Source organism: Actinokineospora sp. NBRC 105648, from assembly GCF_030269645.1.
GTDB lineage: Bacteria > Actinomycetota > Actinomycetes > Mycobacteriales > Pseudonocardiaceae > Actinokineospora.
On the sequence record NZ_BSTR01000075.1, the window covers coordinates 13,248 to 27,220 of the forward strand.

Consider the following 13,973-nt stretch of genomic DNA (forward strand, 5'->3'; position numbering starts at 1 on the left):
GTCCGATCAGCTGCTCAGGTCGAAATGGCGCTTGGACTTTTCCGGGCTGTCGTTGATGAAATGGCGCTCGAACGAGAGGAAGGTCCGGATCGCGCCGATGCAGGCGTCCTCCACACCGTCGGCCGCGTGGCGCAGGTGGTTCGAGACGATGCGCGCCTTCCATCGGCGCTTGGCGAGCGTGTCGCCGTTGCGGATCTCCTTGAGCGCGCCCTGCAACTCCTCCGCGCTCAGGCGCAGCTCGTGCGCGAGGGGGCGGATCATGGTCCGAGCGTTGAGGCAGTAGGTCCGCAGGTCGGAGGTCGAGCCGAACTCCGGCTCACCCAGCACGAATTTGTCAGCCATTGACATACCTTCCGATGTGGTTTCTTACGGAGTCCGGGAGTGACAGAACCTGGTATTCGAGGTCAGGTCTGAGGGAACCGGCCGATGGACTCGCGCCGCGCGCGGCGCAAGGCGATGTCGCTGACCCGGGTGTGCAGGGAGCTGAGCGTGTCGCACACGAACGCCTCGCCGCGGGCGTCGTCGGTGTCGATCGCCTGGGCCAGCACGCCCTCCAGACCCGCGATCGCGGCCATGAGCGCCACGCGCAGCTCGGCCTCGACCCGCGCGGCCCCGCGGTCGGCCTCGGCGTCGGCCAGCAGCCCGTACGGAAGGGGGCAAGACTGGTCTGGGACGGCACGACCCGACATCGCGCTTCCCTTGTCCTGGCGAGCAAAAAGCATTTTCGACATTTCGATTCCTTTTCTTCAGGCGGCGACGAGGCCGTTGTTTCCGGGGTTGACGGGTCCGGCGATCTCGTAGCAGGCGGAGCACAATCCGGAATGGGTGTATTCCTTGGTTCCGCCGCAGATCTCGCAGAGGCGGCGGGCGTCGTTGGCGGCGGCCAGCGACCGCCACTTCGCCGGGGTCATGGGCCGCTTCTCGGCGGCCTGGTTGACGTCGTAGAGCCGGCCCCAGCGACGGCCGCGCCGCCACTCCAGGCAGGCCACCGGGTCGGCTCCGCCCGGACGCAGTCCCTGCTCGGCGAGCTGGCGCTTGGTGAGCAGCCCGGCCGGGGCGCTGCCCCACCAGAACACGGGCAGGCCGTGGCGCGCGTCGATGCCGTCGGCGGTGACCACACGGCCGTCGGGCAGGGCGACGTCGACCAGCGCGCGGCGGGAGCGGGTCCGGGCGGCCATCACGCCTCGCCCTCGGCGAGGCGGTCGCGGACCCGGCCGGCCTGGGTCGAGCCGCACCCCAGCGTCTTGCGCAGCTGGCGCCCGGAGGGGTTACCGGTGAGGGTGCCCCGCTCGATCAGCTCCCGGGCACGGGCGGTGAGGGTGTCGATGTAGTCCGAGAGTCCGGCAGTCTGGGAGTCTGTGTTTTCGCTGTACAGAGCGGGGTGAGGGTCACCGGTGAGGCTGTGAATGCTGTGGTCGAGCCGCCCGAACTCGGCCCAGATGATCGGCAGGGCGCGCACCGAGGCGACCGCGACGATCGGCCCGAGCACGTGCAGGGCGATGTCGGGCACCGACCAGCCGGCCGCGGTGCCGATCGGCGGGGGCAGCACCGGGATCAGCTGCATCCCGAGGGTCAGGGCGAGGAACGTCCACTCGATCCGGTCCAGGGTGCGGCTCTGGACCGGGCGCAGCGACCGGACCGCGATGTACGCCTTCGTGCCGACCACAGTCAACAGGGACAGCGACAGGAACGGCTCGACCAGCCAGGCCATCACCCACCGGGCCGACCACACGGGCGCGTCGGCGGCAGCGAAGACCTGGACGTTGAAGGTCGACCAGAGCAGCGCCAACGTCAGCGCCAGCAGACCGGCGGCGGTGAAACGGACCAGCGCGCGGCGAGCGTGGAACGCGCGGGTGGCCGGGTCCTTGTCGAGCACGTCGAGCTTGGCTGCCTCCTGCGCCCGGCGGCGGCGCTCCAGGACCCGCTCGGTGTCGCGGTCCAGCGCGAGCAGGTCGGCCTCCAGGTCCTTGGTCAGGCGGGCCTCGGCCAGCTGCGCGCGCAACCGGCGCACACGCTCGGTCTCACCGGGGACGTCCTCGACGCGCGCCTGGTCCTCGACGTCCTGCCGACCATCGACCTGCTCGGCCTCGGCCTGCGCCTGGTCGAGGCCGGGGAGGGTGTAGTGGCCGTCGAGGCCGGGGAGGGTGTAGTGGCCGTCGTCGTAGGGGACGGCGTAGCGGCCGGCGTCGTCGAGGCGCACCAGCACCCCCTCGTCGGCCAAGCGGTCCAGCTCGGCGGCCACCCACGAGCGGGAGCGGCCCAGCCAGAACGGGGAGATGTCGGCGGCGGTCACGATGGGCCGTCCGGAGTCGCGGAGTTCGCGCAGCATGTACAGGCACCGGGTGCGCGCCGCGACGGCGTCCTGCGGCGGGGTGGGCGGCTGGTTGAGCAGCAGCTGCTCGAACTGGGCCAGGCCGCGCGCGGCGACGTCGCTCACGTCGTCGCCGAGGTTGTCGTCCTCGCCTGCGGCGGTGGTGTCGTGGGTGCTCATCGCGTGGCCTCCGGGGACTCGACGGGGGGAGCGGGGTGGGCGGCGGGAGAGGGGATGGCGGCGCGGGCGGTGTGGTTGCGGCGGGTGTTGAGCAGCTCCCGCGCGCCGAGCAGGCACGCGCCCACGGCGAACAGGAAGGACAGCGCGAACACGACGGCGATCGACCAGGACAAGGCGGTGAACAGCAGCTCGGGCAGCCACCACTCGATCCAGTGGCGCACGCTGCGGGGCAGGATCCGGCGGAGCCTCATGCCGCACCGCCCAGGGTGCGAGCGGCCCAGGCGATCGCGCGGGCGCGCTCGACGTCGGCGGCGACGGCGGCCGCGCCGGGGGTCATCGACCAGTCGCGCGAGACACCGGGGGACACGGCCAGGGCGGTGTCCAGGACGGCGCGGCCGGTGTCGGTGAGCAGCACCCGACGCCCGTGCGCGGTCTGGCCGTGCCAGGGCAGCGACTCGACCGCGGCGCCGAGCTGGACCAGGCGGCGAGAGTGGGTCTCGCCGTAGGGCGAGAGCGAGTCGGGCAGCACCGCGTGGATCACCATCTGCCGCACGGCCTCGGCCTCCACCGGGGCCAGCTCGGTGGCGGTGCCGTCGGCCGCGGTCCAGAGCACGTGCGGGCGGTCGACGACGTCGGTCACCGCGAGCAGCCGCCGGTCCCGGGCGTAGCCGAGCAACAGCACGTCCGCGCCGGTCAAGGTGAGGGCCATCGTCTTCGTCTTCACGCCGCCACCCCCGGCCCACCGGCGGTCTTGACCGCCGCGCGGCGGGTGCGGAGCTCGGGCGCGAGGCGTACCGCGCGGCGCTCTTGGGCGGTCATGCCGCCCCACACCCCGGCCGACTCCGACATCCCGGCCGTGAGGCAGGCCGCCAGGATCGGGCAGTCGACGCAGGTCGCCTTGGCCTCGGCCACCGCGGGCCCGTCGCCCTCAAGCGGGTACATCAGGTCCGGGTCCAGACCCGGCTCGGCGCAGTTGCCCGCGCCCTGCCAGCCGTCGACCGGCACACCCAGCAGCCGCCACACACCGGGGACCGACTCACGGCGCGATCCCGTGACCACGCGGCGGGCGCTTCCGGCGGAAGCAAGGGCCGCGGCGCTCATGCCGCCACCCCGTCCAACACGTCCATCACCCGGGCGGTCAACGCGTACCCCGCGCGGACCTCGGTCACCTCGACCTCGCGGCGCCGGTACCCCTCGTCGGCGAGCATCGCCAGGTCGTGCGCGTCCCGCAGCTCACCGAACGTTGCCGCCGGCGCCACCAACACACCCGCCGCACGAGCCGCCAGCGCCTCCGCCAGCGCGGTGACCAAGAGGTCCGCGTGGCTCTGCTCGGCGACGCTGGCGACGCCCTGGTGCTCGATCACCGGCTGCGTCGCGTGCGGCAACGCCTGTCGCGACACCCCCCAAAACCGGCCCTGACCTGCCGATTTCCGATTCATAACCGACTCCCCTCCGCGACGTATGGACATGTTCAATCTGTATGGACATGCCCATACTGCACACGCGGGTTGTGTCACGTCAAGCCCTGGCTCTACATTGGGCATGTCCATACGACGAGAGGCCACACAGGATGACCGCCGCACGGAGCTTCACCGGCCCCGCGTACCAGCGCATCGCCGCAGAGTTCGCCCAACAGATCGACACCGGGCAGCTGGTCGACGGCGATCGTCTGCCGACCAGGTCTCAACTCGAAGAGACCTACGGGGTTTCCCGGCAGGTGGTTGCACAGGCGCTAGCGCTCTTGCATCAGCAGGGATACCTGTCCTCTGAACCCTCGCGCAGCGGTGGAACATTCGTTCGCAGATTTAAGGTCTACGAACTACCGATGTGGTCGTTGGAGAACTATGACGGCCAAGACGCATTCGATGACGCCGTCCGCAACCAAGGCGGTACCCCTCATCAGGACATCCGCGTGGAAACCGCTGAGCCGCCACCCCGAATAGCAGAATCACTAAGCCTTAAGCCCGGCAAGCTCGTGACCATCCGACGACGCATTCGGTATGTAGACGGAAAGCCGTACGCTCTAGCTGACAGCTACTTCCCTCACGACATCGTCAAAAATACTGCCATCTCCTCCCCGGTAAACATTAGCACCGGTGGCCGTCATATCCTTGAAGATATGGGCTACGGAATGACTCACCATGACGACACTATACGAGCACGTCGGGCTCATGCCGATGAAATGAACTGGCTAAACGTAGCCCCCGGACTCGCAATGATGGTGCACACACGACTTAGCGTAACCGCAGAAGGTTTCCCTATCCGCTTTATGGTAAGCGTTCTTCCGTCTGATAGATGGGCGCTTTTCTACGCCGTCAGCAACGAGTCCAAGGGGCTTGCGTGACTCTTCCATATCAGATTCGCCCGGCAGCACCCGAAGACTTGGCGGATGTCATGTTCCTGCTAGACACCCGCGCATCGTGGCTGGCAGATCGAGGTTTGGACCAGTGGTCCACCGCGCGCGGATGGCGTTCAAAGGTGCTCTCTGGCATTCACAAAGGGGAGGTCTGGATCCTTCGCGATCGTGAGTTCCCGGCGGGTACGATCACATTGTCTCGCGAAGGTGACTCGGATTTTTGGTCCCCGGAAGAGCTTGAAGAGAATGTAATCTATCTATCCAAATTGGCCACAAGTCCGGATTACGCTGGTCGCGGACTCGGAACGTCGATCTTGACATGGGCCCGCAACTACGCCGCCCGTATTCCGGTCGATGAACTGCGGCTCGATGCATGGCGAAACAATTATGATCTACACCGATTTTACCTGGATCGTGGTTGGCGACACGTTCGCACAGTGGTTGTACCCGGCCGCCACTCGGGGGCACTGTTTTCAACGATTCCGGAATCGGTGCCAGTCGTTGGAATCACTCAACATGGGGCAGCGAAGCAGTCGAAGCTGTCAGCTTGGACTGCTGGAAGGATTGCGCGCGAATTCGAGCACATTTCTCCTACCAGCCCTGTGCAAGTTCGATTCATTGACGCAGACGGTGCCGAGCGATCGCTTCGAATTACGGGAGTGTCACACGAGTCCTCGCCGTTCGGTTCGGGCATTTTGACATTTGCCGCAAACGTCGATGATGAAGTCTATTCGGAAATAGATGGTCAGCATCTCTACGACACGCCAGAGGCGACGGTGCACCCACTGAGGCCAGACAGAGGGCAAGCTCCCCGTTAGATAGCAAACGGCCCGGCCGGAGTGCCACCTCCGCCGGGCCATGTAAGCGAACCAACCAACCGCACACCGGGACTTTGGGGTCCTGGCGAGCACTCACTTTTGGGAGATGAGCACTGGGCCGGAGCTTGTTGCCACGGTAGCAACTGCTGCCAGGGTTGCGCGACAGGTTCCTGCGTGTCGGTGCTCATCCTCCCTCTGACGGAGGACCACTTGAGCAGGCCGAACAAGACCACGACATCCCTCGTTTCGACGGGGGGTGTCTGAGCATGGCGCAGGAAATCAGGGATGTCTCCCCGCCGAGTGCGCGGCACATCCAGACCCCGAACACCACGTTCGACGTGATCGAGCGCGCGAACGCATTGGGGGTCTACGTGCTGGCCGCGTTCCTGCGGCACAGCGACTCGTACGGGATGACCCTCACCAAGGTGATCGACCACGCCGGGGGCGTCGGTGAGGCGCAGTTGAGCCGGGCCTACAACGCGGTGATCCGGTGCGGGTGCCTGGTGCGGGTCGAGTGGAGCCACACCGCCCCGGCCGGCACCCGCTCGAAGGAGAACGCCCGCTCGTCGACCACGTTGATCTCCAAGGTGCCGCTCACCGACGGGCAGGTGCGTGAGCAGGTCGCCGCCTTCGCCCCCGGCAAGTACCAGCTCGTGCCGTGGGGGACCGGCGTCCTGGGCGATGACGGCAAAGAGATCTACGAGCGACGCCGGGTCAAGGTGATGGCCGCCGAGGCGTACACGAGCAGCGGGGTGTACCGCATCCGCGCGGGCGGGGAGTGGGAGCTGCATCCGAAACCGCGGGGCGCGGAGTGGAAGCAGCTCAACGCGGCCACCGCCAAAGCGAAGGCCGCGGCGGCGAAGGCCGCAGCGGCGACGCTCACCGAAGACGACACCCAGGACGACGACCTCCGAACCCGAGTGGTCGCCGCGGCGCAGCGAGCCGCGGCGCTGGCGTCAGCCGCGCAGGAGGCCGCCGACGACGACGCCCGCAGGATCGCGAAGAAGGCCAAGATCCGGGCCGACCGTGCCCGAGCCCGCGCGTTGGGCGAGCCCGACCCGCACAAACCGCAGGAACCGTTGTCCCTGTTCGCCCCGGAACCCGGGAATCCGGGTTCCGGGCTGACCAGCGCAAACACCACAAACCCGCAGGTCGCCCCGGAACCCGGGAATCCGGGTTCCGGGCTGACCAGCGCAAACACCACAAACCCGCAGGTCGCCCCGGAACCCGGGATCCCGGGTTCCACTAAGAACTACGAAGAGAAGACCAACGAGAACACCAAGAGCCCGCGCAAGCGCGAGGCTGGCCCCGCTGACGCGGGAACCGCGACGCGCACAGCGCGCCCCGGACCGATGGATGACGCTCAGCTCGACCAGGGGATCACTACGGGGGCCGCTTTGAGTGGTGACCACCAGACCGCGCGCGCGAAAATTTCGGTGCCCGAGGTCGACCACGACGCGGCAAACGACGACGCCCCTGACGAGGGGGTGCAGCATCCCGCCGCAGACGGGCCTCTGACCGCCGAGCAGGCCCGAGCGGCCATCGCCCGGACGATCAGGACCAAGAGCGCCCGGAAACCCCGCAGCGGCCCTGCTGGGACGCGAACACGGCCAGTTCCGGTCGAGGTCGACCTGCACGCCGACTGGCAGGCCATCGCCCAAGCCCTGGCACACGTGGTGACCATCGCGCGCGGCCTGTCGCCGATGGACGCCTACGACCTGGCCGCCAAGGCCACCGCCACCAACCTGATCGGCGCCGACTTCAACGACGCCGTGACCGCGCTGCGCACTCAGTGCCCGGACCTCGACCACCGCCAGGCCGTGTGGCAGGTGCGGCGCGACCGGTTCGCCGACGTCGCGGCCCGCATGTCGACCAGAGGCCGCGGCACCCGCCCAGGAACGCCGCTGGCCGACGTTGAGCACCTGATCCGCTACACCACCCCGGCCAGCGCAGAGGCGGCCCTGGCGTGAGCGGGCGCATGGCCGGTCCGGTCTTGCGGCCACGGGAGCTGGCGCGCGCGGCCGCGGTGCACCTGGACGATCTGCGGGTCCAGCACGCGAACCTGGTGCGGGTGTTGCGGCAGACCGACACCTTGCGGTATGTGGACGAGGCCGCCGAGTCCTCGGGCCGGATGGCGATCCCCGCGCCGTTGGCGGCCCCGGCGTTGTCCTACCGGACTCACAAGCGATGGGCCGCGGACGGGGTGGTCTACAGCGTGCACCCGCAGATGCTCGACGCCCTGGCCCAGGTCGATCGCGACCGCGTCCCGGCCGGGGTGCTGGCGCACCTGCCGCACCGCAACCCACTGCTGCTGTTCCCTTCCCCGGTGCCGTGCGTCGGCGCGGCGGGCACCCCGACCGGGCTGATCGCGGTCTACGTCAGCGGCGTCGACGCCGGTGGGCGCCGGATGACCGACACCGACGACGCGGACTGCGTCGGCTACCGGCTGACCATGGTCTGCCGCGATTCAACCGGCCTGGAGGAGGCCGCCACCCGCCTGCACATCGCCGATGGCTGGTTCCACCCCGAGGTGCGTGCCGCGGCGGCACGGTCCGCCGATCTCGACAAGGCCGCCCGCGGCGAGCGCGCCCACACCGTCGCCCAGCACGCCGCGGCGCTGCGGTCGAAGCTGCTGCCCGCCCTCGACGCGCTGATGTACGTGTGCAGCCTCGGCGCCGAGATCGAGCCGGCGACCGCGCCCCGCGCCGCAGCTGCCCGCCGTCCGGCTCGTCGTGCCAAACCCGCGGCCGCCGAGACCGTGCACCACGTCGGATGGCGACTCGGCCCGGCCCTGGCCGACCCGGCACGCGCCCAACCCGCGACCAGCACCGGCACCGGCGGTGCCAAGACCCCGCACCCGCGGCGCAGCCACTACGGCATCCGCTGGACCGGCCCCGGCAAGACCGTCCCCCGCTCCACCCTGATCCGAGGCTCGTTCATCAACCGCGCCCAGCTCGACGGCCCGCCCGTACCGACCATCTACCCCGCAGGCCCGTCGAACACCTAGACACCCAACCCGGACCGACTCCCAGACTCCGGTACTACCGGACTCCCGCAGTCCGGGATCGGGTACCGAGAGAACTCGAGGATTTCGTGGCGAGCACCCGCCAGGTGGGGCAGGGCCGCGGTCCACCCCGACACCGTCGACATTCCGGAGGCAGGACACTGGCACGACAGTGCTGCGACAGAGCCACGACAGTTCTACGAAATCGCTGGTCAGAGCACGTTTCGGACCGGTTTTCTCGGGTGTATGACGATCTCCGCGCCGTTTGCTCTGGACTGCCTGCTGGTGCCCGATGAGGACTGTTGGGGGCCTGGTTACGGCGGCCGCGGCTACCCGAGCGAGACCCTCGACGAGATCGCCGGGTACCTGGCCGAGACCACCCAGCCCGGCTACCGCGCCCGGCTGCTGGCCACCAGCCCCGGCTACGTCCCTGCCGGACGGGGCGGCCCGGCGCGGGTGCCCGCGGGCTTCGACGCCACCGGCCACCCCAACCGCGCCACCGCGCGCGGCGAGGCCGATCCGGAGATCGCCACCGTCGAGGCCGCCCACCCGCCGGTCCGGGTCCACCCCGGACTCCGCGACCACCTCCGGGCGCGCGGCTGGGCGCTTGACCAGCACGGTCGGCCGCTGCACCCCCACCACGTCCAGCTGCTCGCCGACCCGCGCATCGGCCTGCCGACCGGTCTGGGCTACGCCTGGTGGTGGGGCGAGACCGCGGTGGTCGACACCGTGGTCACCACCGACACCGGCCACGTCCTGCTGATCCCGCGCACCACCGACCAGGGCGTCATCCCGAGCCTGCCCGGCGGCTACGCCCTACCCGGAGACGAGCACCGCACCACCGCACAGTGGCGGGGCGGGGACCGGGCGCTCACCATCGACGGGATCGCCGCGGCCGGTGCCCGCACGCTGCGCGCCGAGACCGGCCTGGCCCTGCCCGCCGGCACCCCGGCCCGGATCGTGCGCGCGATCCGACCGGTCAGCTCCCCGCACACCCTGCACGCCTGGACCTGCACCTACACCACCCACGCGCACCTGCCCGGCACCCCGCCCGCCCTCGACCCGGCCACCGGCGCCTGGTGGTGCGACGTCGACGGCCTCCACCGAGACGGCATCGAGGACCGGATGTGGCCCGACCACCGGCGCGCCCTGGCCGCCGCGATCGAGTAGGCACCGACCCGGACCGACTCCCAGACTCCGGTACTACCGGACTCCCGCAGTCCGGGATCGGTGCCCCGAGAACTCGAGGATTTCGTGGCGGCCGGCGGTGAGCACCCGCCCGACCATCACCACGGTTTCGCACATGTGTTCTAGTGTCCGTGGTGGACGATGGAAGGGTGTGCCCATGGTGATTGATCAGCGGAAATGGTGGCTCGACCGGGCGGCGGACGCGCGCCTGGCCGCGACGGGGGTACCGGCGTGGCGGCTGACCGATCACGATGGGGTGATCGTGGCCGTCGACGGCGCCGGGATGCCGGTGCTCACCGTGCACGAGCGGTGGCGGCCCGGGGTGATACGCCACCTGCAGGCCTACCGCGCCGACACCGTGGTGGTCGTGGCGGCGCTACTGGAGGAGGTCGCGCTGCGCCCGGACGCGGTGCCCGCCCGCTACCGGCGCCTGGTCCGCACCCTGGCCGAGCGCGTGCAGGTCACCGGTGAGTTGGAGCCCCTGCGGCATGGCCTGCGGCACCCGCGAGGCTGACCGGGTGACGGGTGCTTCCGACGGAAGCACCCGTCGGGCTCCCTCGGTGGAGACGCGGGTGGGAACGCCGTCGGTGGTGATCCGCCTGGACCCCGCGGTCGGGCCTTACGCTGCCGAGGTGGCGACAACCCGACGGCGGCGATCCGGGGGCCTGGCCGCGGTCCTGGTGGTGGTGTCCGGTCTGGCGGGGTGCGCGGACCCGACCCGGGGCAGCGCGGTGCCCGCCGGTGACCTGTCCGGGCGGGCCGGTGCCGTGTCCTCGACCAGGGTGGTCGCCGCCGGTCTGGACTCGGTGCGGCCGTGCGCGCTGCTGTCCGGTGCCGCGGTGCGGGAGCTCGGGGCGGGGCCGGGGCGTGAGGAGAGGGTGGGGAAGCGGCGGTCGTGTCAGTGGGTGGTCGACAGGCCGAACATGACGGAGAGCCACGCGATCGCGGTCGAGCTGTTCCCCGAGCTGGGGATCAAGGACATCGTCGCGCAGGGCGAGGTCACCACCACCCGGGTCGGTGGGCACGATGCCGCCGAGTCGATCCGCCGCGGTGAGGCCGGGTGCGTGGTGAGCTTGGCGGTCACCACCACCTCCCGGGTCGACGTCGCGGTCGCCGGTGGCGACCCGGTCGCGTTGTGTCCGGTGGCGCGGCGGGCGGCGGTGTTGGTCGAGCCTGGGCTGCCCTGAGCACGACAGACTTCCGGAGTCCCGGGGTTCGGGAGTCTGTTACTTGGCTGGTGGCGGGGCCGGGTTTGTGGTTTCCGGGTGGTTGACCGGGGTCGCGCCCGGCAGGCCGTAGAGGTCGACCAGGTCTTGTTTCGCGTCGATGCAGTCGCGGCGGGTCGCGCAGAGCCGGGCGAGCCAGGACGCCCACACGAGCCCTTCGACGTGCAGCGCCTTGACCCGGGGCAGGAACCGGGCGGTCCACCCGATGTGGACCGGGGCTTTGTCGGGGCCGAAGAGCGCGTAGGCGACGTGGGCGCCGACGGGTGGGTGGGGCGACCCGCGCAGCCCCTCCCAGCCCGTGTGGCCTTCCCAGCTGGCTCCGTCGGCGCCGTTGGGTGTCGAGCGGGTGGAGCGGGCCATCGCGGTCTCACCGCGGCCGATGCGGGCGGCCCAGCGGTCGGGGCCACCCGTGCCGTTGGTCGTGCCCCACGCGCGGACCAGCTCGTAGGCCGCGGCCATCCCGGCCCGGCCCAACTGGTTCGCTGCGTGCGCCGCGGCGACCCGACGCACGAACTCCTCTTCGGCCTCGGCGACCTGCCGGGTCAGGCGCGCGTGTTCGGCACGCAGCCGCAGCACCGCTTCGGCGGCCTCGCCCAGCCCGCCGACCTCGGCCAACGCCGAGGCCGGTGGGGATGAGCGGGGGCGTTTCGTCACGACGCGTGCTCGACGTCGTCGACCGGCATCCGAGCGGCTTGGGCGATCTCCTCCAGGCTCAGCGCGAACCGGAAGCCGTTGTCCCCCTGGAAGCGGCCGTGGTGGTAGCGCTCGCGGGCCAGGGCGACAAGGTGTTTGCGGGTGGCGAAGGCGTCCATCAGCCGGGGGCGGCCCGGTTCGGCCTTGGCGGCCTCGACCTCGTCGGCGGCCGCGGTCAGGCGGCGCAGCATCTCGGCGCGCCCGGCGGTGTCGCGCGCGTCCTGCGCGGCGTGGGCCTCGACGTCCTTGCGGGCCGCGCGCAGCGCCCGGGCCAGGCTCGCGGCCAGCGTCTCGACGTCGTCGGGGGAGATGTCCCAGTTGCCGTGCCTGCCCACGCGGAAGTAGTGGTCGCGCCCCAAGCGGAACTGCTCGGCGAGCGGGGTGTGCCGGTTGCGGTGCCAGCCGACGAGGACCTCCAGCCCGTCCTCGGTGCGGTAGGTGGTCTCGTCGATGCGCCGGGGGTAGTAGTCGCCCAAGACTCGCTCGGCGAGTGCGCGCGCCTCGGGCAAGCCCTGGTCGGTCCGCGCACCCCGCCCCGGGCGCGACGCCTGCCAGGCGCGGACCGCCTCGGCCTCGACCAGCCCCTCGCCCCCGGCGCCGGGCTGGCGCGAGATCGTGCGCGGTGCGCCCTGGCTGCGCTGATACCCCCGGAAAGTGATCACCCCGCACCCGCAATAGGCCGCGGCGCGGGTGATGGTCCACAACTCGGTGTCGCCACGACCGGGGTTCTCGACGCCGGACTCGATGTCATCCATGAAACCGACTTTACATCGTCACGATGTAAAGTCGAGGATCAGGGCGGATGACTCGCCCGATCGGATCAACCCGATCCGACCCCTTGCCGAACCTCGGCACTTCCAGGCTCCCGTAGTCCGGGAGTCCGGAAGTGCCGTGGTCGGGTCGGTTCACCGTGCGGCGGCACCGGCCGGTGCAGTGTGGTCCGCCGGTGCCGCGGGTGGTTTGGTGTGGTCCTGGTCCTGGTCCTGGTCCTGGTCCTGGTCCTGGCCCTCGACGTCGACCGGCCCGGCCGATGGGTGGGGGAGTGGTTGGTCGGGGTGGTGGGTGGCCATGGTGTCGAGTCGGCGGAGCACGGCGGCGCAGTCGTCCGCGGCGCGGTGCCCGCCGCATAGTGGCTGCCAGCGGTAGTCGCGCCAGTAGTCGTGCCATTCGCCGTACCAGGCGGCGTAGGCGTCCATGGCGCACTCGGGCCGCCAGCTGGCCATCCACGCGGCGGCGCCCGGGTGCGGCTCCCAGGGCACGGCCGCGGCGTCCTGGGGGTCGACGGCGCGGTGGTGACGGCCCAGTTCGTTCCACAGCACGGATCGGTCGTATCCGGCGTTGTAGATGACTACTCGGCGCCCGGTGAGGACCCGGGTCAGCTCGGGCAGCAGGTCGGCGATGGTGGGCGCGGTGGCGACCATGGCGTCGGTGATGCCGTGCACGGCGGTGGCTTCGGGTGGGATGGGGATGGCGGGGTTGACCAGGGTGTCGAGCAGGACGGCGCCGGTGCGGTCGAGTACGGCGATCTCGACCACCCGGACGTCGCCGTCGAGGCCGGTGGTCTCGGTGTCGAGTACGACCGTGGTGGGGTCGGCCAGGACGGCGGCGGCCCAGCGGGTGGCGGCGGCCTGGTCGTCGGCGAGCATCCGCTGGTGTTCCTCGGCCTCGGCGTCCATCCGCTGCATCCACCGGGCGTGCTGCTCGGCGGCCACGATCGGCGCGCAGGTCTCGCACAGCCGCACACCCCACCGCGACACCCGCACGGCCCCGCACCGCCCGCAGGGCACGGTGTTGAGGTTGGCCAAGGCGGCGCGTTGCCGTTCGGTCCGGGGCGGGATGGGGCGGGCTTGGCGGCGGTCGTAGAGCGGGCACACCTCGCCCCCGTAGCCGTAGCTCAGCCGCGCCACCGGCGACAGGCCGGCGCGGGTGAGCCGCGCGGCGCGGAGCTGGGTGGCGGTGAGCAGGTGCTCGGGCGCGCGGCGGGGGCGGTAGACGGGCAGCCCGTCCTCGTCGTGGCGGAGCACGGCCTCCTTGACCGCGGTGGGGGTGGTGGTCGGCACCGGGGGTTCCTCCTGCTGCCTGGTCCGGTCGGTGATCACCACGCCATGGTCTCGATCACCCCCGACACCGGGGCGGCTCCGCGGCGGGTCCGGGCGCAAAGTTCACCCGGTCGGCTGCCTGCCGACCCGCGCCCTGC

General features: G+C 70.8%; 18 protein-coding genes. 7 read left to right on the top strand and 11 right to left on the bottom strand.

What is annotated here, in order from left to right; genetic code table 11:
* Window positions 1–6: 6 nt before the first annotated feature.
* From QSK30_RS35070 to QSK30_RS35105, 8 genes are all read right to left on the bottom strand, one after another.
* Complete coding sequence (locus tag QSK30_RS35070; RefSeq protein WP_285509713.1) at window positions 7–342, bottom strand: TraA-like protein; 336 nt, start codon at window positions 340–342, stop codon at window positions 7–9.
* A 62-nt stretch (window positions 343–404) separates the two neighbouring features.
* Window positions 405–689 (bottom strand): hypothetical protein, encoded by a 285-nt coding sequence (locus QSK30_RS35075; protein WP_285509714.1) that lies wholly within the window; start codon window positions 687–689, stop codon window positions 405–407.
* Window positions 690–746: 57 nt separating this feature from the next.
* Entirely contained in the window at window positions 747–1,178 is a 432-nt protein-coding gene (locus QSK30_RS35080; RefSeq protein ID WP_285509716.1) for an RRQRL motif-containing zinc-binding protein, read from the bottom strand.
* Window positions 1,178–2,491 (bottom strand): hypothetical protein, encoded by a 1,314-nt coding sequence (locus tag QSK30_RS35085; RefSeq protein ID WP_285509718.1) that lies wholly within the window; start codon window positions 2,489–2,491, stop codon window positions 1,178–1,180. Before QSK30_RS35085 ends, QSK30_RS35080 begins: the two co-directional genes overlap by 1 nt.
* Complete coding sequence (locus QSK30_RS35090; RefSeq protein ID WP_285509720.1) at window positions 2,488–2,742, bottom strand: hypothetical protein; 255 nt, start codon at window positions 2,740–2,742, stop codon at window positions 2,488–2,490. Before QSK30_RS35090 ends, QSK30_RS35085 begins: the two co-directional genes overlap by 4 nt.
* Window positions 2,739–3,215, bottom strand: a complete 477-nt coding sequence (locus QSK30_RS35095) for a hypothetical protein (RefSeq protein WP_285509722.1) — start codon at window positions 3,213–3,215, stop codon at window positions 2,739–2,741. Before QSK30_RS35095 ends, QSK30_RS35090 begins: the two co-directional genes overlap by 4 nt.
* Window positions 3,212–3,592 carry a WhiB family transcriptional regulator gene (locus QSK30_RS35100; RefSeq protein WP_285509724.1) on the bottom strand — a complete coding sequence of 127 codons (381 nt, stop codon included), beginning with the start codon at window positions 3,590–3,592 and terminating at the stop codon, window positions 3,212–3,214. Before QSK30_RS35100 ends, QSK30_RS35095 begins: the two co-directional genes overlap by 4 nt.
* The gene (locus QSK30_RS35105) at window positions 3,589–3,891 is read right to left on the bottom strand and encodes a hypothetical protein (RefSeq protein WP_285509726.1); all 303 of its coding nucleotides are present in this window, start codon (window positions 3,889–3,891) and stop codon (window positions 3,589–3,591) included. The genes QSK30_RS35100 and QSK30_RS35105 overlap by 4 nt, the downstream gene beginning before the upstream one ends.
* 170 nt (window positions 3,892–4,061) lie before the next feature.
* On the opposite strand from QSK30_RS35105, the gene QSK30_RS35110 reads away from it, so the two are divergent.
* The 7 genes from QSK30_RS35110 (at window position 4,062) to QSK30_RS35140 (ending at window position 11,044) form a co-directional block, all read left to right on the top strand.
* Window positions 4,062–4,835 carry a GntR family transcriptional regulator gene (locus QSK30_RS35110; RefSeq protein WP_285509728.1) on the top strand — a complete coding sequence of 258 codons (774 nt, stop codon included), beginning with the start codon at window positions 4,062–4,064 and terminating at the stop codon, window positions 4,833–4,835.
* Window positions 4,832–5,665, top strand: a complete 834-nt coding sequence (locus QSK30_RS35115; RefSeq protein WP_285509730.1) for a GNAT family N-acetyltransferase — start codon at window positions 4,832–4,834, stop codon at window positions 5,663–5,665. Before QSK30_RS35110 ends, QSK30_RS35115 begins: the two co-directional genes overlap by 4 nt.
* Before the next feature lie 266 nt (window positions 5,666–5,931).
* The gene (locus QSK30_RS35120; RefSeq protein ID WP_285509731.1) at window positions 5,932–7,635 is read left to right on the top strand and encodes a hypothetical protein; all 1,704 of its coding nucleotides are present in this window, start codon (window positions 5,932–5,934) and stop codon (window positions 7,633–7,635) included.
* Window positions 7,632–8,672, top strand: coding sequence for an AcrVA2 family anti-CRISPR protein (locus tag QSK30_RS35125; RefSeq protein ID WP_285509732.1), 1,041 nt, complete (start codon window positions 7,632–7,634; stop codon window positions 8,670–8,672). The genes QSK30_RS35120 and QSK30_RS35125 overlap by 4 nt, the downstream gene beginning before the upstream one ends.
* 243 nt (window positions 8,673–8,915) lie before the next feature.
* Entirely contained in the window at window positions 8,916–9,839 is a 924-nt protein-coding gene (locus QSK30_RS35130; protein ID WP_285509733.1) for an NUDIX hydrolase, read from the top strand.
* Window positions 9,840–10,014: 175 nt separating this feature from the next.
* A complete protein-coding gene (locus tag QSK30_RS35135; RefSeq protein WP_285509734.1) occupies window positions 10,015–10,371 on the top strand; it encodes a hypothetical protein in 357 nt (118 codons plus the stop codon).
* Window positions 10,372–10,489: 118 nt separating this feature from the next.
* Window positions 10,490–11,044 (top strand): DUF3558 family protein, encoded by a 555-nt coding sequence (locus QSK30_RS35140; protein ID WP_285509735.1) that lies wholly within the window; start codon window positions 10,490–10,492, stop codon window positions 11,042–11,044.
* A gap of 39 nt (window positions 11,045–11,083) precedes the next feature.
* On the opposite strand, the gene QSK30_RS35145 is transcribed toward QSK30_RS35140, so the two are convergent.
* The 3 genes from QSK30_RS35145 to QSK30_RS35155 all read right to left on the bottom strand — a co-directional run bounded on the left by QSK30_RS35145 (window position 11,084) and on the right by QSK30_RS35155 (window position 13,875).
* Window positions 11,084–11,737, bottom strand: coding sequence for a hypothetical protein (locus tag QSK30_RS35145; RefSeq protein WP_285509736.1), 654 nt, complete (start codon window positions 11,735–11,737; stop codon window positions 11,084–11,086).
* Window positions 11,734–12,531, bottom strand: a complete 798-nt coding sequence (locus tag QSK30_RS35150) for a hypothetical protein (protein ID WP_285509737.1) — start codon at window positions 12,529–12,531, stop codon at window positions 11,734–11,736. Before QSK30_RS35150 ends, QSK30_RS35145 begins: the two co-directional genes overlap by 4 nt.
* A gap of 150 nt (window positions 12,532–12,681) precedes the next feature.
* A complete protein-coding gene (locus tag QSK30_RS35155; RefSeq protein WP_285509738.1) occupies window positions 12,682–13,875 on the bottom strand; it encodes a 3'-5' exonuclease in 1,194 nt (397 codons plus the stop codon).
* Between the last annotated feature and the right edge of the window lie 98 nt (window positions 13,876–13,973).

Excerpts from the sequence above, each read along its gene's own strand:
- QSK30_RS35070 (WP_285509713.1), bottom strand. The coding sequence starts at position 342 with ATGGCTGACAAATTCGTGCTGGGTGAGCCGGAGTTCGGCTCGACCTCC.
- QSK30_RS35075 (WP_285509714.1), bottom strand. The coding sequence starts at position 689 with ATGTCGGGTCGTGCCGTCCCAGACCAGTCTTGCCCCCTTCCGTACGGG.
- QSK30_RS35080 (WP_285509716.1), bottom strand. The coding sequence starts at position 1,178 with ATGGCCGCCCGGACCCGCTCCCGCCGCGCGCTGGTCGACGTCGCCCTG.
- QSK30_RS35085 (WP_285509718.1), bottom strand. The coding sequence starts at position 2,491 with ATGAGCACCCACGACACCACCGCCGCAGGCGAGGACGACAACCTCGGC.
- QSK30_RS35090 (WP_285509720.1), bottom strand. The coding sequence starts at position 2,742 with ATGAGGCTCCGCCGGATCCTGCCCCGCAGCGTGCGCCACTGGATCGAG.
- QSK30_RS35100 (WP_285509724.1), bottom strand. The coding sequence starts at position 3,592 with ATGAGCGCCGCGGCCCTTGCTTCCGCCGGAAGCGCCCGCCGCGTGGTC.
- QSK30_RS35110 (WP_285509728.1), top strand. The coding sequence starts at position 4,062 with ATGACCGCCGCACGGAGCTTCACCGGCCCCGCGTACCAGCGCATCGCC.
- QSK30_RS35120 (WP_285509731.1), top strand. The coding sequence starts at position 5,932 with ATGGCGCAGGAAATCAGGGATGTCTCCCCGCCGAGTGCGCGGCACATC.
- QSK30_RS35130 (WP_285509733.1), top strand. The coding sequence starts at position 8,916 with ATGACGATCTCCGCGCCGTTTGCTCTGGACTGCCTGCTGGTGCCCGAT.
- QSK30_RS35135 (WP_285509734.1), top strand. The coding sequence starts at position 10,015 with ATGGTGATTGATCAGCGGAAATGGTGGCTCGACCGGGCGGCGGACGCG.
- QSK30_RS35150 (WP_285509737.1), bottom strand. The coding sequence starts at position 12,531 with ATGGATGACATCGAGTCCGGCGTCGAGAACCCCGGTCGTGGCGACACC.